The organism is Actinomyces qiguomingii (assembly GCF_004102025.1).
GTDB lineage: Bacteria > Actinomycetota > Actinomycetes > Actinomycetales > Actinomycetaceae > Actinomyces > Actinomyces qiguomingii.
The window spans coordinates 2,232,560-2,253,871 of record NZ_CP025228.1 but is presented as its reverse complement, the minus strand read 5'-3'; the positions used below and the strand labels follow the sequence as shown (position 1 = coordinate 2,253,871).

General features: G+C 65.0%; 15 protein-coding genes and 1 pseudogene. 12 read left to right on the top strand and 4 right to left on the bottom strand.

Going from position 1 to position 21,312, the window contains the following annotated elements; translation table 11 throughout:
* Positions 1 to 13: 13 nt before the first annotated feature.
* Positions 14 to 1,345: a tryptophan synthase subunit beta gene (gene trpB / locus CWT10_RS09325; RefSeq protein ID WP_416171665.1), complete on the bottom strand. Its 1,332-nt coding sequence runs from the start codon at positions 1,343 to 1,345 to the stop codon at positions 14 to 16.
* Positions 1,346 to 1,713: 368 nt separating this feature from the next.
* On the opposite strand from trpB, the gene CWT10_RS09320 reads away from it, so the two are divergent.
* Positions 1,714 to 4,119 (top strand): glycoside hydrolase family 3 N-terminal domain-containing protein, encoded by a 2,406-nt coding sequence (locus CWT10_RS09320; RefSeq protein ID WP_103061482.1) that lies wholly within the window; start codon positions 1,714 to 1,716, stop codon positions 4,117 to 4,119.
* 67 nt (positions 4,120 to 4,186) lie between these two features.
* Here the strand turns inward: CWT10_RS09320 and CWT10_RS09315 are convergent, their stop codons facing one another.
* On the bottom strand, positions 4,187 to 4,972 hold the full coding sequence (locus CWT10_RS09315) for a hypothetical protein (RefSeq protein WP_103061483.1): 786 nt from the start codon (positions 4,970 to 4,972) through the stop codon (positions 4,187 to 4,189).
* Between the two features lie 241 nt (positions 4,973 to 5,213).
* Here CWT10_RS09315 and CWT10_RS09310 point away from each other — a divergent pair, with 241 nt between their 5' ends.
* The 4 genes from CWT10_RS09310 (at position 5,214) to CWT10_RS09295 (ending at position 12,488) form a co-directional block, all read left to right on the top strand.
* The gene (locus CWT10_RS09310) at positions 5,214 to 8,138 is read left to right on the top strand and encodes a glycoside hydrolase family 3 C-terminal domain-containing protein (RefSeq protein ID WP_103061484.1); all 2,925 of its coding nucleotides are present in this window, start codon (positions 5,214 to 5,216) and stop codon (positions 8,136 to 8,138) included.
* A gap of 4 nt (positions 8,139 to 8,142) precedes the next feature.
* Positions 8,143 to 10,560: a glycoside hydrolase family 3 C-terminal domain-containing protein gene (locus CWT10_RS09305; RefSeq protein ID WP_103061485.1), complete on the top strand. Its 2,418-nt coding sequence runs from the start codon at positions 8,143 to 8,145 to the stop codon at positions 10,558 to 10,560.
* Between the two features lie 72 nt (positions 10,561 to 10,632).
* Positions 10,633 to 11,271 (top strand): hypothetical protein, encoded by a 639-nt coding sequence (locus CWT10_RS09300; protein WP_103061486.1) that lies wholly within the window; start codon positions 10,633 to 10,635, stop codon positions 11,269 to 11,271.
* Between the two features lie 128 nt (positions 11,272 to 11,399).
* On the top strand, positions 11,400 to 12,488 hold the full coding sequence (locus tag CWT10_RS09295) for a glycosyltransferase family 2 protein (protein ID WP_158247565.1): 1,089 nt from the start codon (positions 11,400 to 11,402) through the stop codon (positions 12,486 to 12,488).
* A gap of 37 nt (positions 12,489 to 12,525) precedes the next feature.
* Here CWT10_RS09295 and CWT10_RS09290 read toward each other — a convergent pair whose 3' ends face one another.
* Together CWT10_RS09290 and CWT10_RS09285 are read right to left on the bottom strand one after the other, a co-directional pair.
* A complete protein-coding gene (locus CWT10_RS09290; RefSeq protein WP_103061488.1) occupies positions 12,526 to 13,863 on the bottom strand; it encodes a GHKL domain-containing protein in 1,338 nt (445 codons plus the stop codon).
* A complete protein-coding gene (locus CWT10_RS09285; RefSeq protein ID WP_233187952.1) occupies positions 13,860 to 14,594 on the bottom strand; it encodes a LytR/AlgR family response regulator transcription factor in 735 nt (244 codons plus the stop codon). The genes CWT10_RS09290 and CWT10_RS09285 overlap by 4 nt, the downstream gene beginning before the upstream one ends.
* Before the next feature lie 225 nt (positions 14,595 to 14,819).
* On the opposite strand from CWT10_RS09285, the gene glf reads away from it, so the two are divergent.
* The 7 genes and pseudogenes from glf to CWT10_RS17415 all read left to right on the top strand — a co-directional run.
* Entirely contained in the window at positions 14,820 to 15,974 is a 1,155-nt protein-coding gene (glf, locus tag CWT10_RS09280; protein WP_103061489.1) for a UDP-galactopyranose mutase, read from the top strand.
* 147 nt (positions 15,975 to 16,121) lie between these two features.
* The gene (locus tag CWT10_RS09275; RefSeq protein ID WP_103061490.1) at positions 16,122 to 16,475 is read left to right on the top strand and encodes a hypothetical protein; all 354 of its coding nucleotides are present in this window, start codon (positions 16,122 to 16,124) and stop codon (positions 16,473 to 16,475) included.
* 1 nt (position 16,476) lies between these two features.
* Positions 16,477 to 17,880 carry a hypothetical protein gene (locus tag CWT10_RS09270; RefSeq protein WP_233187953.1) on the top strand — a complete coding sequence of 468 codons (1,404 nt, stop codon included), beginning with the start codon at positions 16,477 to 16,479 and terminating at the stop codon, positions 17,878 to 17,880.
* Positions 17,881 to 17,910: 30 nt separating this feature from the next.
* Positions 17,911 to 18,465 (top strand): hypothetical protein, encoded by a 555-nt coding sequence (locus CWT10_RS09265; protein WP_244936734.1) that lies wholly within the window; start codon positions 17,911 to 17,913, stop codon positions 18,463 to 18,465.
* 78 nt (positions 18,466 to 18,543) lie between these two features.
* A complete protein-coding gene (locus tag CWT10_RS09260; protein WP_233187954.1) occupies positions 18,544 to 19,104 on the top strand; it encodes a hypothetical protein in 561 nt (186 codons plus the stop codon).
* Between the two features lie 125 nt (positions 19,105 to 19,229).
* Entirely contained in the window at positions 19,230 to 21,101 is a 1,872-nt protein-coding gene (gene lepA / locus CWT10_RS09255; protein WP_103061491.1) for a translation elongation factor 4, read from the top strand.
* Between the two features lie 62 nt (positions 21,102 to 21,163).
* A pseudogene (locus CWT10_RS17415) lies at positions 21,164 to 21,298 on the top strand (MOSC domain-containing protein); the annotation flags it as partial.
* Positions 21,299 to 21,312 lie beyond the last annotated feature (14 nt).

Here is a 21,312-nt window from a genome sequence, read left to right as displayed (position 1 = left end):
ACGGGTACCGCAGTCAGGACAAGTGCTCGCGCACCTCGTCCATGTCCTTGTCACCACGGCCGGACAGATTCACCAGCAGCAGCGGGACGGCGTCGGGTTCGCCCGGCGCCGTCCGCTCGGCGTGACCGCGGGCGATCTTCAGCGCCTGGGCGAGGGCGTGCGCCGACTCCATGGCGGGGATGATGCCTTCGTGGCGGCTGAGCAGGCGGAAGGCCTCCAGCGCCTCGGCGTCGGTGACGGCAACATAGGTTGCCCGCCCTGTATCCGCCAGGTAGGCGTGCTCGGGGCCGACCGAAGGGTAGTCGAGCCCGGCGGACACCGAGTGCGAGGGCAGGACGGCGCCGTCGTCGTCGAGCATGACGAAAGAGCGCATGCCATGTAGCACGCCGGTGCGGCCGGCGTTGATCGGGGCGCCGTGCTCACCGGTTCCCAGGCCCCGCCCGGCCGGCTCCACGCCGATCAGCTGCACCGACGGGTCGTCAAGGTAGGCGGCGAAGGCTCCGATGGCGTTGGAGCCGCCGCCCACCGAGGCGATGACGGCGTCGGGTAGGGCCCCGTAGCGCTGCCGGACCTGGCGGCGGGACTCGTTGGAGATCACTTCCTGGAAGTGCCGCACGATCGAGGGGAAGGGATGCGGCCCGGTGGCCGATCCCATCAGATAGAACGTGTCTTCCAGGCGGGTGCACCACTGCGCCAGGGCGGCGTCGATCGCATCCTTCAGGCCCGCCTGCCCGGCGGTTACCGGCACCACGGTGGCGCCCATCAACTCCATGCGCTCTACATTGGGGCGCTGCCGCTCCACATCGTGCGCGCCCATGTAAATGGTGCACTCCATGCCCATCAGTGCCGCCACCATGGCGGTGGCGGTGCCGTGCTGGCCGGCGCCGGTCTCCGCAATCAGCCGGCGCTTACCCATGCGCTTGGCCAACAGCGCCTGGCCGAGGGCGTTGTTGCCCTTGTGCGCGCCGCCGTGAGCGAGGTCCTCCCGCTTAAGCAGTATGCGGGCCCCGCCGGAAAGCGGCAGATGGCGGCACTCGAAGATGGGGGTCTCCCGCCCCAAGTAGGTGGTGCGCAGCTCCGCCAATTCGGCCTCGAAGGCCGGGTCGGCCACGGCCTCGGTGTAGGCGGCCTCAAGCTCGTCCAGCGCGGGCAGCAGCTCGGAGGGGACCTCCTGACCGCCGAAGCGCCCGAAGTAGGCGGGCAGAAGCGTTTCGCGGGGCAGGTCGGCGCCTGGCGGGGGAGGGGTGTAACCGGGTGCGTCGGGCCCGAGCGGCCCGGTGGGTACGCGGTTGGCGGTGGGGGCGGCCCCAGGCGGGGCTGCCTGCGGATCGGCTTGGGTGGGCACTGAGTCCTCCTGAACTGGTTCCATCGCCGACGGCGCTCGCCTTCGCGAGGTTAGAGACGTTCCCACCTGCGGGCAAAAGCACGCCCTGGTGTCTCATATGGCGGGACCACGGCGGCGTGGTCGTAAGTGGTTCCGCAGCGGCGCAGGTTATGCGTCGCAGCCGACAGATTGCGCTTAAGTTTCCGTCTGGTATGAGCTGCATCTCATAGAATGCTCGAAGTTCGGGCCTCCCTGTGCAGGCACCGACACGGCGCTAGTACTCACAATTGCGGTTAGGAGTTCCTCGACGTCGTGCCTGCCGATGCCTGGTCCGAGCGGATGACCTTCGCCCACCGGGGCGGTCATCGAAACCCTGCAAGGAGAGATCAATGAGGATCAAGCGAATAAGAATCCCGGCCGCCGCCATGCTGACGGCTGCCCTGGCCCTGGCGGGATGCACCTCAGGCGGTTCCACTGCCGATGCGACTGCATCCGCCACCCTCGAGAACGACGGCAACACCTATATCACCCAGGAAGTGGACGATGGCCAGACGCACTTCATCCGCGTCGTCAACCCCAATGGCGGTCAGGTGCTGACCTACTCCGCCGACGGCGGTATGACCATCATTGAGCAGACCGACGGCGAGTACACCTACGCCTTCAAGGACTTCAACGGCAATGGTGAACTCGACCCGGCCGAGGACTGGCGTCTGGAGGGCAGCGAGCGCGCCGCCGACTACGCCGTCGGCCTGTCCAAGGAGCAGATGGCCGGGTTGATGCTCTTCTCCGCGCACGAGCGCGCACCCGAGGACGGGCTGACGACTGAGCAGCAGGAGTACCTGTCCGAGTCCTACCTGCGGGCGGTGCTCAATGCGGGCGGCTCGGATGTGACCGCAAACGTGCAGTGGGTCAACCAGATGCAGGCCTATGTGGAGACCCTCGCCACGGCCGACACCCCCTACATTCCGGTCAATTTCTCCTCCGACCCGCGTTCGGACGCCTCTGGAGACGGCTCCTTCACGGGCGTCGGCGAGATCTCCAGTTGGCCTGGATCACTAGGGCTGGCAGCTACCTTCGACCCCGACACGGTGCTCCAATTCGGTCAGATGGCCTCCCAGGAGTACAAGAGCCTCGGCATTGGCACCGCCCTGTCTCCCCAGATTGACCTGGCCACAGAACCGCGCTGGCTGCGCGTGGCAGGCACCTTCGGGGAGAACTCAGAGATGGCCGGGACCATGGCGGCCAACTATGTAGCCGGTTTTCAGGGGACCTACGCCGAAGCCGGCGGTGAGGCCGCCTGGGGCGAGGACTCGGTGGCCACCATGATCAAGCACTGGCCTGGGGACGGCGCCGGCGAGGGTGGGCGTGAGTCCCACACCAACGCGGGCAAGTACGAGGTCATGGTGGGTGGCAACTCCGCCGAGCACAGGGCGGTGTTCCAGCAGGCACTGGACTCCTCGGCGGTGATGACCTCCTACTCCATCACCCTGGGCGGTGACGGCGAACCTGAGTACGCCCAAAGGAAGGGTTCCTCCTATGACGACGGCAAGCTCAGGGAACTGCGTGAGGGCAACTCCTACGACGGCGTCGTAGTCACCGACTGGGGCGTTACTCGTGCTACCACCGACCCTGATGACCCGGTGATTGCCACGGGTTGGGGCGCGGAGGACCTGAGCGTAGAGGAGCGCCACTTTGAGATCATCAAGAACGGCACCGACATGTTCGGCGGTAACAACGACGCCGCCCCGGTGCTTGCCGCCTATGACATGTGGCAGACCGCCTATGATGCCGGCAACCTGGACGTGGACGCCCGCACCCGCTGGCAGCAGTCCGCGGCCCGTATCTTGACCATGTCCTTCAACATCGGCGCCTTCGACAACCCCTTCCTGGACCCGGCCGCATCCCAGGCACAGGTGGGTTCACAGGACAAGGTCGACGCCGGCCAGGAGGCGCAGCTGAACTCGATCGTCACGCTCAAGAACGATGGCGCCATCACCCTGGACCCGCAGGCGGACTGGTCGGACAAGACCGTCTACATCCCACAGACCTATGACACCGGATTCAATAGCGCCTTCACTGAGGCGGAGTACACCGAGGGGCCATCCCTTGACGTCGACACGGCCGCACAGTACTTCGGCGAGGTCGTGACCGATGAGGTCGAATACGACTCCGAGGGCCGCGTAACCGGATACACCGCCCCCGACCTGGCCGATGTTGACCTGGTGTTGGTGGGCATGCGCTCGCCGATCAACGGCACCAGTTTCTCCAAGGCCGGGTGGAACGAGGAGCAGGACAGCTGGTACCCGCTGTCACTCCAATACGGCACCTACACGGCTGACGGCGATAATGTGCGCCGCACCTCGATCTCCGGGGATGTCCGCGACGACGGCAGCAGGGAGAACCGCTCCTACTACGGTGCTCGCTCCCAGATCTCCAATGCTGCGGATCTGGACGCCATTAACCGTGCCGCCGATGCGGTGGCCGCCTCGGGCAGGGACATTCCCGTCGTTGTGGCGCTGAAGGCCACCAACCCGGTGGTTCCTGCGGAATTCGAAGCGCGGGCCGATGCCATCGTGGTGGGTTTCGGCGTCGCCGACGAGGCGCTGATACGGGTCGCGCTCGGACTGCACGAGTCCAATGGGCGCCTACCCATTCAGTTCCCCGCCGACATGGACACGGTGGAGGCCAACCAGGAGGACGTGCCCGGGGACCTGACGCCCTACACCGACTCCGCTGGCAACGCCTACGACTACGGCTTCGGTCTACACCTGGACGGAACCGTGATTACGGACTGACAGGTCAGGCCTTGGGCGGCAAACCGCGGCGGGCAGTGGCAGGCGCTGCCCGCCGCACAGGCCTGTGCTAGCTCCAGAAGATGGTGTTCACCGAGCCGACCCACGCCTCGTACTCCGGTCCGGTCCACCCGGTTCCCTCCGGCGCGGTGGGATCGCGACGGAAGGCCGCTGGATTGGCGGCCGGCCCCTGGAGCAGTACCTGGCGTAGGGGCTTGGCGCACTGGAAGTTGAGCGCGGACTGCACCCGGTTCAGGCCCCGACCAAGCTCCCGCGGGTCACCCGGACGCTTTCCCGGGAAACGGCCCTCGGCGGTGGCCCGAAGCAAGTAGAGGGCCAGGTTAGGTGCGGAGAACCAGTTCATGTTGAGCTGCAGCTTGCGTCCGAGCTGGTCGGACACGAGGGATGAGCGCTGGCCGGTATTACGGAAGGAGACGATGTCCTGGTGGGGGATCTGTACGGCGCGGCCACGCCAGTCGGTTCCGGCGATCAGCGTGGGAGCGTCGATAAGGCTGGTGTTGCGATAGATCGCCAGGGTGTAGCAGCAGTAGCCGACGCACAGGAGAGCCGAGGCGGCGATGATCCCGGCGGCCCGCAGATCATCAATGACGGGCAGGGCGAGCAGGACCAGGAGGATGACACCACAGCCAAACAGGATGACCAGGCCGATTAGGAGCCTAGCGCCGGGGCGCTGGACGGGGTACTCGTAGGTGGTAGTCCCCGTCCCCGGGGCGGGCTCGGTGATGCGGGCCCTGTCCGGGCGGGCTCTGCCCCGCAGCAGGGGGAGCGTCAGTATCACCATGATGATGGTAATCGCGTAGGCGGCGATCATTATGAGTATGCGTGCGGTTTCCATTGATCCTCCTGGGCCGTGGCTTCGAAACCCACTGACAGGTTATGCATCCGAACCGACAGATCGAGCGGTCGTGAGGATCGCGCGGCTCGGCATCGGCTGAAATAGGATCGCATGTCAATCACCGGCGGGTCGCGGCCCTGAAGGCCCAGTGCGTGGGCGCTGCGGACTGCGGCCCGCCAGTGAACTTCCCCACCCCTCCTTGCGCTTCTTTGCGAGGAACACACAGAGAGGTGTCCCGGCAGTGTTGTCGATCAACTGGAACGACGTATGGAATGTAGTGGCGAGCCTGCGCCCGCAGCTCATCACCATCGGTGTGGCGCTGCTGGCGGCGCTCATCATCACTGTCGCCGTGCGCAGACTCAACACGCCGACTCGTAAGCTGGTGCGTTCTACCACCTGGATCGCCGCGGTGGTTGTGGTCGCGGTTGCCGTGACCGGCATGATGTACGGCGGTCTGAAGACCATCCTGGATCTGTCTTCAGGCTCCGGCACGCTCACCGACCAGACCAAGGCGACTGTGGAGGAACTCGGCAACACGATCTCCGATGAGGGCATGGTTCTGCTGAAGAATGAGGGAGCAACCCTCCCGCTTCAGGACGGCGCTGCCATCAACGTACTAGGCTGGGCCTCCACGAACCCTGTCTACGGCGGTACCGGCTCCGGCTCACTGTCCCCTGACAATCCCACGACCTCCCTGCTGGACGGCCTGCACAACGCCGGCTTCCAGACCAACACGGAGCTGAGCGACTTCTACACCGGCTACCGTGCCGAGCGGCCTGAGGTTGGCATGTTCGCGGCCGACTGGACCTTGCCCGAGCCCACCTCCGATGACTACACCGACGCCCTTGTCAGCTCCATCCAGGACTTCTCCGACACCTCGGTGGTAACCATTGCCCGCTCCGGTGGTGAGGGATTCGACCTGCCGCTTGACGTCAACGCGGAGGTGGCAGCTAACGGCGCTTTCTCCTACACGGACAACTCCACCACCCAGACCGACTTCGCCGACGGGCAGGGCTACCTGGAACTCACAGCCCCCGAGCGCGACCTGATCCAGCTGGCCAAGGACAACTCCGAGACGGTGGTAGTCGTCTACAACGGTGCCAACGCCTTCGACCTGTCCGACCTGGCGGCGGATCCCGAGATCGACGCCATCATCTGGGCGATCCCCGGCGGCCAGGTGGGCTTCAACGCTCTGGGCCGTATCCTCGACGGCGAGGTCAACCCCTCCGCCAAGACCCCTGACACCTTCGTCGCGGACCTGAAGGCGTCCCCGGTCGCCAACAATTTCGGAGACTTCACTTACACCAACATGGAGGAGTACGGCCAGTCCTCACCCTTCACCGAGGGCACCACCTACCCCGGCTTCGTCAACTACGTGGAGGGCATCTACGTCGGCTACCGGTGGTATGAGACCGCCGCCGTCGAGGGAGTCATCGACTATGACGCGCAGGTGGTCTACCCCTTCGGTTACGGCCTGTCTTACACCACCTTCACCCAGGAAATGGGTGAGCTCAGCCGTGATGCCGACGGCGCCATCAGCCTCGACGTGACCGTCACCAACACCGGGGACGTGGCCGGCAAGGACGTCGTGCAGGTCTACTACACCGCCCCCTATACCAACGGCGGCATTGAGAAGTCTGCCGTGAACCTGGTCGCCTACGGCAAGACCGGCTTGCTCGAGCCCGGCGCCTCCGAGACCGTCACCCTCACCTTCGCCGAGGATGACATGGCCTCCTACGACTACCGGAATGCCAAGGCCTACGTGCTGGAAGAGGGCGAGTACACGATCTCCGTGCGCTCAGACTCCCACACGGTGATCGCCACGCAGAGTCTCACGGTCGACGCGACCATCACCTACGACTCCGAGGACAACACTCACGCCGGTGACGTCACGGTTGCGACCAACCAGTTCGACGCCGCCGCGGGCGATGTCACCTACCTATCCCGTGCGGATTCCTTCGCCAACTATGACCAGGCCACGGCCGCCCCGACCAACCTGGAGATGTCGGCGGAGCACCAGGCCGCTTTCATCGCCAACTCCAACTACGACTCCACGGCCTTCGACGACGACACCGACGAGATGCCCACCACCGATGCGCGCAACGGCCTGGTCCTGGGTGACATGCATGGCCTGGACTACGACGATGAGCAGTGGGACCAGCTGCTCGACCAGCTCTCGGTTGCCGACATGAACGCCCTGATCGCCAACGGCGGCTACGGCTCGGTGGCCGTGGACTCTGTAGGCAAGGTGCGCGTCTCGGACGTGGACGGACCCGCTTCGCTGAACAACAATTTCACCGGCGTGGGCTCCATTGGTTTGCCGTCGGCAGTGTCAGTGGCCGCCACCTGGAATCAGGAGCTGGCACACGAGTTCGGCACCGCGATCGGCACCATGGCCCACGACATGGACGTGGCCGGCTGGTACGCGCCTGCCACCAACACCCACCGCTACGCCTACGCCGGCCGTAACTTCGAGTACTTCTCCGAGGACCCGGTCCTGGCTGGCACGCAGGTGGCCCGGGAGATCCAGGGCGCCAAGGAACTGGGCGTATACGCCTTCATTAAGCACTTCGCCATGAATGATCAGGAGACCAACCGCACCAACATGCTGGCCACCTGGTCCAATGAGCAGGCGATTCGCGAGATCTACCTGAAGTCCTTCGAGATCGGCATCAAGGAAGGCGGTGCCGGCGCGGTGATGACGGCCTTCAACTACATCGGCACCGTCTACGCCGGTGCCATGCCCGAGCTGCAGCAGACTGTGCTGCGCGATGAGTGGGGCTTCCGTGGTATGACGTTAACGGACTACTTCGCAGGCTACGGTTACCAGAATGCCGACCAGCTCACCCGTAACGGCGGTGACATGATGCTCGCTACCACCGACATAGGCGTCAACTCCGTGCAGAACACCTCTGCTACCGGGGTGATCGCCATGCGGGAGGCCGCGCACAACATCTTGTACACGGTGGCCAACTCGTGGATCTACGACAACGGCCAGCCGCAGGCCCAGCGGGCCTCCTGGGAGTACGTGACCTGGGGCGTACTGGCGGTGCTCGCGATCGCCCTTGCCGCTCTGGAGGTACTCGCCATCCGCCGCTACCTGCGCCGCAGGGCAGAAGCGACTGCCGCCGTCGGCGGCTCCGACAGGGACTCCGGCAAGGAGTAGGGCCATGACCGTCGCCGCCTCGGAACTCAGTCTCCTGGAGGCCGCCGCCCTGCTCTCGGGCGCCTCGGAGTGGGACTCCCGCGCCCTGCCAGCGCGGGGGGTGCCCTCCTTCGTGCTGTCCGACGGTCCCCATGGGGTGCGTCGTCAGCTCGGTAGCGGCGATCACCTCGGTATCGCCGCCTCCGAGCCGGCCACCTGCTTCCCGACGGCGGCCACAGTCGCCAATTCCTGGGATCCCGACTTGGCCGAGCAGATGGGCCAGGCACTGGGACGGGAGGCACTAGCCCTCGGCGTGGACGTGCTCCTGGGGCCGGGGATGAACATCAAGCGCTCTCCGCTGTGCGGTCGCAACTTCGAGTACTACTCCGAAGACCCTGTCTTGGCAGGCCGCATGGCCGCCGGCCTGGTCCGCGGCATCCAGTCCCAGGGGGTAGCCGCCACTCCCAAGCACTTCGCCGTCAACGGGCAGGAACTACGCCGCATGGCCTCCGACTCCGTGGTGGATGAGGCCACCATGCGGGAGATCTACTTGACCGCCTTCGAGATCGTTGTGCGTGAGGCCGCCCCCCGGGCCTTGATGAGCTCATACAACCGGGTCAACGGCACCTACGCCAACGAGCATCCGCACCTGCTCACCGACATCCTGCGCCGGGAATGGGGCTTTACCGGACTGGTGGTCTCCGACTGGGGCGGCTCTAACGACGCCGCCGCGGCCGCCGCCGCGGGCTCCTCCCTAGAGATGCCCGCGCCGGGACTGCAGTCCGCCCGTGAGATCGTCGCCGCGGTCGAGGAGGGGCGCATTAGCCGTGACGCCGTCTATGCGCGCGCCGCCGAGGTCATCGCCATGGCGACCCGCGCGCCCTCGGCCCGCGCCGCGCAGACGGAGCGCCCCCGCTTCGACGCCGACGCTCACCACGAGTTGGCGCGAAGGGTCGCCGAGGAATCCATAGTGCTGCTGCGCAACCAGGACGCAGTCTTGCCGCTTGCCGCAGGCGCCAGGGTCGCCGTCGTCGGTGACATGGCCCGCACGCCCCGCTACCAGGGCTCGGGTTCCTCCCAGATCAATCCCACCCGAGTTGAAAGTCTTCTGGAGGAACTGTCCTCCACTGACCTGGAACTGGTGGGTTATGCGCAAGGGTATGACCGGCAAGGCGCACCCGATCAGGCCTTGCTCGATGAGGCCGTGGCTCTGGCCGGCCGGGCAGACGTGGTCCTGGCCTGTATCGGGTTGGACGAGCTGTCCGAGTCCGAGGGCCTGGACCGCTCGCATATGCGCCTGCCGCAGGTGCAGACGCAGCTGTTGGAGGCCTTAGCCCGTGCCAACCCCGATGTGGTCGCAATCGTCTCGGCCGGATCCGCCGTGGAGACCGGCTGGGAGGAGCACACCCGGGCGGTGGTGCACACCAGCCTGTCCGGGCAGGCCGGGGCAAGCGCGGTGCTGCGGGTGCTCACCGGGCAGGTCAACCCCAGCGGACGCCTGGCCGAGACGTATCCGGTGCGCTATGAGGACAATCCGACCTCCGCCTGGTTCCCGGCCACGGGGGAGCTTGCCCTGTACCAGGATGGCCCCTACGTCGGCTACCGCTACTACACGACCACCGACACGCCCGTGGCCCACCCCTTCGGATTCGGCCTGTCCTACTCCAGCTTCGACTACTCCGGGCTGAGCCTGGACGAGGCCGGCGCGCACCTGACGGTCACTAACACCTCCGCCGTCGACGGCGCCGAGGTGGTGCAGCTGTACGTCACTGCACCGACGGATGTGTGGGGGCCGGAGCGCGAGCTGAAGGGCTTTGTGAAGGTGCCCGTGGCGGCGGGGGAGTCGGTGACCGTGACCATCCCCTTCGACGACTACACCTTCCGCCGCTACTCTACCGCGGAGGGGCGGTGGATACGGCCGGCCGGCACCTGGACGGTGCGGGTAGGACGCAATGTGGAGGACCTACCGCTTCAAGCCCCTTGGGAGGTCGACGGCCACCCGGTCGCCCGTGCCAATCCGGCCCTGGGCCACTATCTGGACGGCAAGGTCAGTCAGGTCACAACGGCAGAATTCGGCGTGCTGCTGGGACGACCGGTGCCGCAGTCGGTCCCCTCCGGACGGATCGGCTACAACAGCCCGGTTTCGGACCTGGCCCAGGGTCGCAGCCGCATCGGGCGGACGGCCGTGAAGGTGCTCCAGCGGCGTAAAGCCAAATCCGATGCTTCGGGCAAACCTGATCTGAACATTCTGTTCATGCTCAACATGCCGCTGCGCGCCATGGGCAAGATGACCGGCGGCATGGTGTCCACGGAGATGGTCCACGGCATCGTCGATTTCGCCAATGGCCACGGCCTTCGCGGCCTGCGGGCCATCGTGGGCGGCTTCTTCCGCAACCGACGTCAGGACAAGGCCACTCAGCGGCGGCTGGACGCCCCCCGCTGACCCGGCCTCGCCATCAAGAACACGGGCTCCTGCCCGCCCGGTCCCCACCGTCAAGAGAAAACGAGACCCCGCATGAAATCGATCACCGCCTGGTGGCATCGTTTCGAGGAGCGCCACGAAACCGGCTCCCAGTTCATCGTCTTCTTCATCCTGTCCAACGGCGTCACGCTGCTGCAGCTCATCCTGATGCCGCTGTTCCGGTGGATTTTCGGATTCACCTCGCTGCAGGGCACCACCTTCCAGTTCCTACCGGTGGGGTCCTCCGCAGGCAGCCCCGTCTACCTGTTCGACTATGTGGCCGGCCCCATCCAGGACGATGGCTCCGGTGGCGGGCTGGCCTACTTCCTGGCCGTGGAGATCACCCTGCTGATCGCCCAGGTCATCAACTTCTTCGCTCAGCGCAACATCACCTTCAAATCAAACTCCTCGATCTGGAAGGCGGCTTTCTGGTACGCCCTGGCCTATGTGGTCATCACCATCGTGGCCGCGGCCCTCCAGGTGCTCTACAAGGAGCCGATCTACTCCTGGTGCAAGGGCACGCTCGGAGCCTCCACCGGGGAGACCGTGGCCGATGTAGTGACCATGATCATCAATGCGGCCATCTCCTTCTGGGTGTTCTTCCCCATCTTCAAGGTCATCTTCAAGCGGGTGCCCGATGCTGAGGAGGCACAGCCAGAGGAGAACGAGGCGGATGTACGGTCGGTCGATTGAGCGACGCGCCGCCCCGGTCCGGTAGTGTCATATCCGTCAATACACGTCAGTGACTCGTGCGCGGTCCGGATGCATGCTCGGCAGCCGTTGAGCGTCCGCTGAGTCCGCCGAGTAAGGAGCCTCACCCGGTGTCCGCAACCCCACTGATCACCTTCGTTGTCCCGGCCTACAACGCCGAGGACTGCCTGAGCCGTTGCCTGTCCAGCCTTGTGGCGGCCGATGACGGGGGAGGCGCCCTGGAGATCATCGTCGTCGATGACGGCGCCACTGACGGTACTGCGCGGCTCGCCGATTCCTACGCGCGAGCACACACGGCGGTACGCGTCATCCATCAGAAGAACAAGGGCCATGGCGGCGCCATCAACACCGGGATCGCGGCAGCGCGGGGGACCTGGTTGAAGGTGTGCGACGCCGATGACGCTATTGATCCCGGCGCCTTGCGCGCGCTGATGAGTTCATTGCGCGCCTGGCGACGGTCCGGCACCGAGCCCGATCTGGTTGTCACCAATTTCGTGTATGTACGCGAGGGCACCGCCTCCTGGCATCGTCTGAATCACGGGCCAGCGCGCCAGAGCTGTCGCGGAGTCCGGCTCGGTCGCCATGCTGTGCGCTTCAGGACACGGCTTCCTAGAGGCCGCATTGGTGGCTGGGAGGACGTCGGACGCTTCAGGCCGGACCAGTACCTGATGATGCATTCTCTGGCATACCGGCGGGAGGTGCTGGCGCGCTCGGGGATGCAGCTGCCCGAGCACTGCTTCTACGTTGACAATTTGTTCGCCTTCGAGCCGCTACGGCACGTGCGCACGCTGACCTACCTGGATCTAGACCTGTACTACTACACGGTGGGTCGGGCCGGGCAGTCCGTTGCCGACGACGTGATCGTGAAGCGTCTGGACCAGCACGACCGGGTGAACGCGCTGATGCTCGAGGCGATGCCCCACGAGGGTGAGGTGCCTGCGGCGCTGCTGCGCTACCTGGTGCACATCTACACCATGAGTGCGGTGGTCATAACCACCATGGCGTTGCGCTCGGGCACACCTAGGAATCTGGTCATTAAGCGGCAATTGTGGGAGCGCCTAGACACCACCCGACCGGACGTGTCTCGGCGTGTACGCGCCTCGGTGATGGGGCGGTTAATGACGCTGCCTGGGCGCCCCGGGAACTGGTTGCCCGTGGCCGGCTACCAGGTGGTCCGCAGGGTGCTCGCCCTGAACTGAACGCGGCACACCGGCATGGTCCGGTCTCCGTGCAACACTAGCGCCGGTCTCGGCCAGGGGTCTGGGCGGGTATCGGCAGCAGCACGCGCAGTATGAAGGTGCGCTGCGGGCTCTCGCCGGCGGTGACCTGTCCGCCGTAGGCCTCGGCGGCGGCCCGGACCGCGCTGAGGCCGAAGCTGTGAATGGCGGCGTCCTTCTTCGGGGTCAGCGGGGTGTCACCGGCGGCCGCCACCACCGGCGCGGCGGCTACCGGGTTCTCCAACTCCATCAGCACGAAGCCCCGACGCGCCCGGACGTCGAAGCGGATCCACCGGTCCGCCTGGTCATCAATACGAGCGACGGACTCCAGGGCGTTGTCCAGGGCGGTGCCGACCATTGTGGCCAAATCAGCGGCAGCCACGAATCCGAGCGCGGCGCCGTCGGCAATCACAGTCATGCTGACCTCGGAATCCAAGCATGCCTGTTCCCGGTCGGTGAGGATAACGTCGAGCACGGGATTGCCGGTGCGCAGGAACACCTCGTACGGGCGTACAGACTCCTCCAGGTCGCTGAGCCTCTCTAGACGGACCGCCGGATCCGGCTCAGCACGCACCGACGCGATCATGTGCCGCAGGTCGTGGTACTTACGGTTGACGATGTCGATCGCCCGCTTAGAAGTCAGGTACTGCTCGTACTGTGAGTGCAGCAGCGCCTCGGATGTGGCCAGCTCGAAGGTAGCCCGATTTTGCAGATCCACCTCTCGCTGGGCGTACAGAATGATGAAGCCGCACAGGTCCACGAGCGTACGGATGTAGAACACCTCAGCGCCCAACCTTCCGGAAAAGGGCGTAGCCGTACTCAGGAAACTGAGATTGGACATGGCAAAGGTAATAGCGGCGATGGCCGCCGCTCCTGCCACCGTGGCTACGGTCGGCACCACATCACTGCGGAATCTGGAGCGCTCCAGCAGATAGACACCGCCTAGCACGACGCCGTCGACGACGATTACACTAAGCGAGGCGGGCGGTGTGCCGGCATGGTCACCGATGAGGAAGAGCTCCAGCTGCCACTCCAGGGAGGCCACCAGCTCGGCGGCCACGAAGGCCCGCACCACCAGGTAGGTGGAGCGGCGCAGCGATCCGCTCAGTGCCAGGTGCAAGATGACCCACATGGCGGCCACCGCTCCCAGCATGCCGAACAGCCACAGGGAGATCGGCAGACGGCCGATCACCTCCTGATAGCCGCACAACAGTGGCAGCGCCGCCGCCATAACCACCACGCCCCTACGTCGGGAGTCCTGAGGACGCCAGGTGGCCAGCACGTACAGCAGACACGCGCCCCATTCTGAAAGGGCGGTCCACAGTCGCGGAATATCTGGCAGCGCCTCCTCGATCACGGCAGCGTCCCGGAGACGTGCTCGGTCAGCGCGCGCATGAACTCCTTCTTACGGGGGCGGGAGATGCGCAGCGCCTGGCCGGTGGACATGACACTGTCCTGGTCACGCACCGCCACCACGTGGCGCAGATTTACGATGTAGCAGGAGTTCGACCGGAAGAACCCATGCGGCGCCAGCTGCGGCTCCATCTGCTTGAGCGACCCGCTCAAGGTCAGCTCGTCGTCGACCAGGTGTACGTCCAGACGGTGTCCGGAGGACTCCAGATAGACGATGTCGCGCACGGGGACGCGTCGCAGCCCGGAACCGTCCTTAAGCACGATGCCGGTGCCGTCACGCCTTCCCAACAGGTTCCGGGCGCGGCTGAGCTCATGGTCGAAGGAGGCGTAGGGGAAGGGCTTGACCAGATAGCCGAGGGCGGAGACCTCGTAACCGTTGATCGCATACTGGTGGGCGGCGGTGATGAAGATGATGACGACTTCCGGGTCGACCTTTCGCACCGCCCGGGCGGTGGCGAGCCCGTCGGTGCCTTCCATGCGTATGTCCAGAAGCAGTACGTCATAGATGGGGCGGAAGTCGGCGAGGAGATCGTCGCCGTCGTCAAAGGTGCTGACCTCCAGCTTCACGGCGTGCTCCCGGGCGAAGCGCCCGAGGTAGTCCGATAGAACGCGGCGGTGACGGGCATCGTCTTCGACGACGCCGATGCGGATCATGGAGGAGGGGATGGTACTCACTTCACTCGTCGTTGACGGTTGGGGATGTCCCGGCGCATGGAGACTGCCTCCGGGGCTGTCCGGGACACGTCAACGGCGGATGGCCACGCGGGCGCCGGAGACGACGGCCGAGACCGTGCTAGTGTACCGGCACCGTGGCCGTCGACCGCGACTTCGGCACAATGCACGGGCGAGTAGACGGGCGAGTTGGTTGCGCGACGTCGAGTAAGGACGAGGAACTGACGTATGCGGGCAGACCTGGTAGTAGTCGGTGCAGGGCTTTTCGGGGCCACGATCGCGCAGCGTGCCGCCGAGGAGCTGGGCGTGTACGTGGTGGTGGTAGACCGACGTGACCATCCGGGCGGCAATGCCTACTCCCGGCCTGACCCGGACACCGGTATCGAGGTGCACTGCTACGGCTCCCACATCTTCCACACCTCCAATGAGCAGGTGTGGGCCTACGTCAACCGGTTCACGGACTTCAATGCCTACCGGCACCATGTCTACGCCAACCACGCCGGAGAGATCTACCCGCTGCCCATCAACCTGGGCACCATCAACCAGTTCTTCCGAGCTGCCCTCGCACCGGAGGCTGCCCGGGCGCTGATCGCTGAGCACGCTGCTGAAATCACGGGCGAGCCCGGCAACCTGGAGGACAAGGCCATCAGCCTGATCGGCCGCCCCCTGTATGAGGCTTTCATCCGCGGCTATACCGCCAAGCAGTGGCAGACCGACCCCACCGAGCTGGATGCCGCCATCATTACCCGGCTGCCGGTACGTCTGAACTACAACAACCGGTACTTCTCAGACCGTTATGAGGGCATACCCGCTGGCGGATACGGGCTGTGGGTTGAGCGCATGCTGGATGATCCGCGTATTGAGGTGCGTCTGGGGGAGGACTTTCTGGACGGCGGGGAGCTGAGTCGTCAGGCCTGTGTCGGCCGAGTGCCGGTGGTCTACACCGGCGCGCCGGACCGCTTTTTTGACAATCGTTTAGGCCCTCTTTCCTGGCGCACCCTCGACTTCGAGACCCGCGTCCTGCCCACCTGGGACCATCAGGGCACCGCCGTGATCAACTATCCCGACGCCGAAGTTCCCTACACCCGGGTACACGAGTACCGCCACTATCATCCCGAGCGGAACTACCCTGACGACGCCACAGTGATAATGCGGGAATACTCGCGCATGGCCACCCCCGCCGATGAGCCCTACTACCCGGTGGGTACGGCAGCTGACCGCGCACGGTTGGCCGGCTACCAGCAGCTGATGGCCGAGTTGGAGGACCAGCCGGTGGCGTTCGGCGGGCGCCTGGGTTCCTACCGGTACCTGGATATGGACCGCACCATCGCGGCGGCACTGGAGTGCTTCGAGCGCGTGGTGCGGCCGTGGTTCCAACCGTGAGGGGCCCGACGGGGGCCGCTCCGTCTGGTCGGCTCCCTCACCTTTGTCACGCTCTTGACACGAGCGCGTCACGGTGATTGGCTTGCGCCCGGTTCACTAGCTGGGCGCGTTGCAGGCGGGCTCATCCCTGACACTCTGGAGGTTTTCGTGGCAGACGCGGATATCCGTATTGTCGGAGGCGACCTGGAGATGCTTGCCGCCTCCTTAGGGGAGCTGCGTGACGGGATTGGCTCCTTGGGCCTCTCCGGACCTTTGGAGAGGATCGGCGCGGCCATGCCGGGCTCGCGGAGTTCAGGTAGTACCGGGTCCGCCGTGAGCGGGTTGGAGAGCCAGAGGGCATCTCTGGGAAGCCGTTACGGGGACGTGGGTGAGGGTGTCCGGGACCTGGCGTCCGCACACCGGCGCAATGACGAGTTTGTGGCCCGGGAGGCGGTAGCGATCGGGGATGCCGTTTCGGAGGCCTCGGTCACCCAGTGGGCGCGCGCCCGGGGGATGATGTGAGATGGCGACGTGGAGTGATGTGTTGAACTGGAACCCTGAGCCGCTGATCGACGCCTCGGATGGGCTGCATAGCCTCCACACTTCCTTAATGAGAATGGCCGATGATGCAGAAGTCGCGAGTTCACGGGTGGTTTCGAAGGCACCCAGCGTGGAGGCCGCGCTTGCGGCGCTGCATCGGTGCAGAGTCTCTCACAGCGAGATGAGCGAGCGGGTTGGAGTCCTCGCGCGTGCCACTGCCGACGCCAGCGAGGGTGTGACCCAGGTGCGACGCAAGGTATTGGCCTGTCAGGACTTCGCTGATGAGCACCCCTACCTGACGTTGGGTGCTGACGGCTCGGTCGCGGTATCCCTGGCCGAGGCCGCTAGTAGCGGCGCCGGGAAGGCCGCTGGCAGCACCGCGGCGGCGGCAGGTCCTGTGAGAATGGTTGCCGTGGGTCCGGGCGGGGCCGTGGTGGAGGCCGCTCAGGCTCAGGCTCACGCCGCCGAACTGACGGAGATGGTCTCCTCCGTGCTGGCCATGGCCACCCAGGTTGATGAGCAGTATGCGACCGTCCTAGCCGGCTCGAGCGATGATGACCCGGATCACGCCAGATCTGGACGGCAGCGGACTGATCCTCGGGACAAGGAGGACAGCCGCAGGAAGGTCGAAGACAGTAACAGAAAAACGGAGAGCAACCGCAGGAGCGGGAACGATGACCCTGAGACGCAGGGCAAGACGGAGCTCGGCGATCCGGTACCTGGAGAACATGCTGAGATGCCGGGGGTGACCCCCTGGGTCTATCCGGGGGATACCGCCAAGGAAGGCTCCGGGGCATACGGGAGTCGGTCAGCCGATCCGTTAGATCATCTTGTCCACGAGGCGGCCACAATCGGCGCGATCGTCAAGGCCTCGGACTGGCCGGACGCATCAAGAAATCTGCTGCACTTCTTGGGTAATAGCGGGGACCCGCAGGAACTCGACGCCGACCGCATGCTGGAAGATGTTGACGGGTTGAATACAAAAACGCAAGAAGCCGTCAAAACTATGGCAGAGGCAGCGCGTAATGATGCTGAAGCCTCTGGCGTTACCGAGCCGGTCACCTACCCCTTCACCACTAAGTGGGAGGGGTACTACATCAGAGCAGAGGAGGATCAGAACTGGTTCTATGCCACGGGAGGTTGTAACTACGCGACGGATGGGACCGTGACGGTCTACCCACCCACGGCGGACAACCCGGAGTGGACCTACTCCTATGATTACCGTGTCCATGTGGCGGACCGGTACAATTGGGATGGAGACAAGTCAACGCAGATCGGCCCCTTTGATGTTAGCGATAAGCAGCTCCAGGAGTTGCATCGTGCTGGTTTGGCTCAGGAGTATGACATGTCGGGTGAGTCTTCGGTTATGCGTGGGACTGGGTCGTGAGTGGGGTGATGTGTGGTGAGGCGTTTGGTTTTGGCCGGTGAGCAGGTGACTGGCCGGCAGGTGCTTGTTGTGGTTGCGGTGTTGGTGGGTGTGGGGGTGTTCTGGGTGCTTTTTGTGGTGGGGTATTTGTTTTTTTCGAGTGCGCAGGTTGAGAGGTCGGAGGCTAGGGCGTCGGCGTCGGCGAGTGCTGCTGGGGTGCAGGTGGGGGCGCCGTGTCCGGCGGATGTTGAGCATCTGGATGAGATCCTCGCGATCGGGCAGGCTAATAGTCTTCCGGAGGGAGCGGAGGTGGTGTCGGTTGAGCCCGCGGTGAATTTTGCGGAGGCCTATCCGGGCGGGTGGGGGTACGTTATCGAGTTCACCGCTAGCGACCAGGCCATACGCGACTACATTACTAATCGCATCGGATATAACGGTGACTACATTGATGCCTACCCGACGACTGATCCGAACGCTGATGGCGCAGAGGATGTGGATCTAAGTGGGGTGACCGCTCCATGGGAGGCTGGTTTTGGAAACGCGCACCTGTTTCTTGAGCGTCCTTTGGGTCGGGGGTGGTTAGTGATCCGTGGGGGTGGCAGGTGATAGTTTGTGTCGGGTGAGTCTTCGGTTATGCGTGGGACTGGGTCGTGAGTGGGGTGATGTGTGGTGAGGCGTTTGGTTTTGGCCGGTGAGCAGGTGACTGGCCGGCAGGTGCTTGTTGTGGTTGCGGTGTTGGTGGGTGTGGGGGTGTTCTGGGTGCTTTTTGTGGTGGGGTATTTGTTTTTTTCGAGTGCGCAGGTTGAGAGGTCGGAGGCTAGGGCGTCGGCGTCGGCGAGTGCTGCTGGGGTGCAGGTGGGGGCGCCGTGTCCGGCGGATGTTGAGCATCTGGATGAGATCCTCGCGATCGGGCAGGCTAATAGTCTTCCGGAGGGAGCGGAGGTGGTGTCGGTTGAGCCCGCGGTGAATTTTGCGGAGGCCTATCCGGGCGGGTGGGGGTACGTTATCGAGTTCACCGCTAGCGACCAGGCCATACGCGACTACACGGAGACTTACACTGTGGTGTCTGGTAGTAATATTGAAATGCATTCAGAGGCGACGCCTGTGTCAAAGACTGACGGGTTGGAGGATATCGACGTGCAGAATGTGTCGAATCCGATGCGTACTCGACTCCGTGAGGCTGTTCTGGTTCTTGAGCGTCCTTTGGGTCGGGGTTGGTTGGTGATCCGTGGGGGCAGCATGTGACGGGCTCGCCGTCGGGCATCACACCCGCGCTGGCATGGCGGTCCGCCCGGCGCATGGGAGAATCGACCCAGATTTCTGTCCTGCGCCCGGGCCTGAGGTCCGAGGCGCCGTCTTGGAAGGCTTTCGTGTCACCCATCCCCACATCCGAGCAGGCCGAGTCCGTCGCCCCCGCAGCCACCGAACAGGCCCAGATCCGCAACTTCTCTATCATTGCGCATATCGATCACGGCAAGTCCACCCTGGCGGACCGGATGCTGCAGGCAACCGGCGTCGTCGCCCCGCGTGACATGCGCGCCCAGTACCTGGACCGCATGGACATCGAGCGCGAGCGCGGCATCACCATCAAGTCTCAGGCGGTGCGCATGCCGTGGGCCATGGCAGGTGAGGACGGCGTCACACGCGCCTACGCCCTGAACATGATCGACACCCCCGGGCACGTCGACTTCTCCTACGAGGTCAACCGGTCCCTGGCCGCCTGCGAGGGCGCTGTCCTGCTGGTCGACGCCGCCCAGGGCATCCAAGCCCAGACGCTGGCCAACCTTTACATGGCCATCGAGGGCGACCTGACAATCATCCCGGTGCTGAACAAGATTGATCTGCCAGCCGCTGAACCCGACCGATATGCGGCGGAGATCGCCTCCCTGATCGGCTGCGAGCCGCAGGAGGTGCTGCGCGTCTCCGGGAAGACTGGAGTCGGCGTGCCCGAGTTGCTCGACCGCATCGTGCAGGCCGTTCCGGCGCCGTCCGGGGACCCGGCTGGCGCCGCCCGCGCCATGATCTTCGATTCCGTCTACGACGTCTACCGTGGTGTGGTCACCTACGTGCGCGTCATGGACGGTGCCTTGAAATCCCGCGAGCGCATCAAGATGGTTTCCACCGGCGCCGTCCACGACCTGTTGGAGATCGGCGTCATCAGTCCCGAGCCGGTTCCCACGCAGGGGCTGCGCGCCGGAGAGGTCGGCTACCTCATCACCGGCGTGAAGGATGTGCGTCAGTCCAAGGTCGGTGACACCGTCACCTCCGCCGCCTCCCCGGCCGACGAGCCGCTGGCCGGGTACCAGGACCCCAAGCCCATGGTCTTCTCCGGACTGTTCCCCGTGGACGGTTCCGACTTCCCGGCGCTGCGCGATGCCCTGGACAAGCTCAAGCTCAACGATGCCGCGCTAACCTACGAGCCGGAAACCTCGGTGGCGCTCGGCTTCGGTTTCCGCTGCGGCTACCTGGGGCTGTTGCACCTGGAGATCATCCGCGAGCGATTGGAGCGCGAGTTCAACCTCGACATCATCTCCACAGCTCCGTCGGTGGTCTACCAGGTCACCATGGAGGACCACACGGTGCACACGGTGACCAATCCCAGCGAGTTTCCCGAGGGTAAGGTCCGCGACGTGCAGGAGCCGGTGGTGCGCGCGACGATCCTGACCCCGAGCGAATTCATTGGCGCGGTTATGGAACTGTGCCAGTCCCGCCGCGGCACCATGGACGGCATGGACTATCTGTCCGAGACCCGCGTGGAGATGCGCTATCGGCTGCCGTTGGCTGAGATCGTCTTCGACTTCTTCGACGCACTGAAGTCCCGCACTCGCGGTTACGCCTCCCTGGACTACGAAGCCGACGGTACTCAAAGCGCCGAGCTGACCAAGGTGGACATCCTGCTCAACGGTGAGCGGGTGGACGCCTTCAGCGCCATCGTGCACAAGGATTCCGCCTACTCATACGGACAGAAGATGACCCGACGGCTTAAGGACTTGATCCCCCGCCAGCAGTTTGAGGTGCCCGTGCAGGCAGCGGTTGGCAGCCGCATTATTGCCCGGGAGACCATCCGTGCTCTGCGCAAGGACATGCTCGCCAAGTGCTATGGCGGCGACATCACCCGTAAGCGCAAACTGCTGGAGAAGCAGAAGGAGGGCAAGAAGCGTATGAAGGCCGTCGGCCGCGTGGAGGTTCCCCAGGAGGCCTTCATCGCGGTGCTCGGCGCGGATCAGCCCACCGGTAAGTGAAACGGAGCCACCGATGGGTAGCCGCCACGATACTGGCCGGGCCATCAGTCGAACGCGTTAGGGTGGGTGGTGCCGGTCTGAAACTGATCACCACCCTGGCACGGTGTCTGGAGGCGCCCCATGCCGGGGCAGACGGTCGCCATGCGGATGAGCCCTCACCCTTCCGCAATGGCTACCCGGTGGGCGCCGTCGGGGCATAGCTGTGCACCAG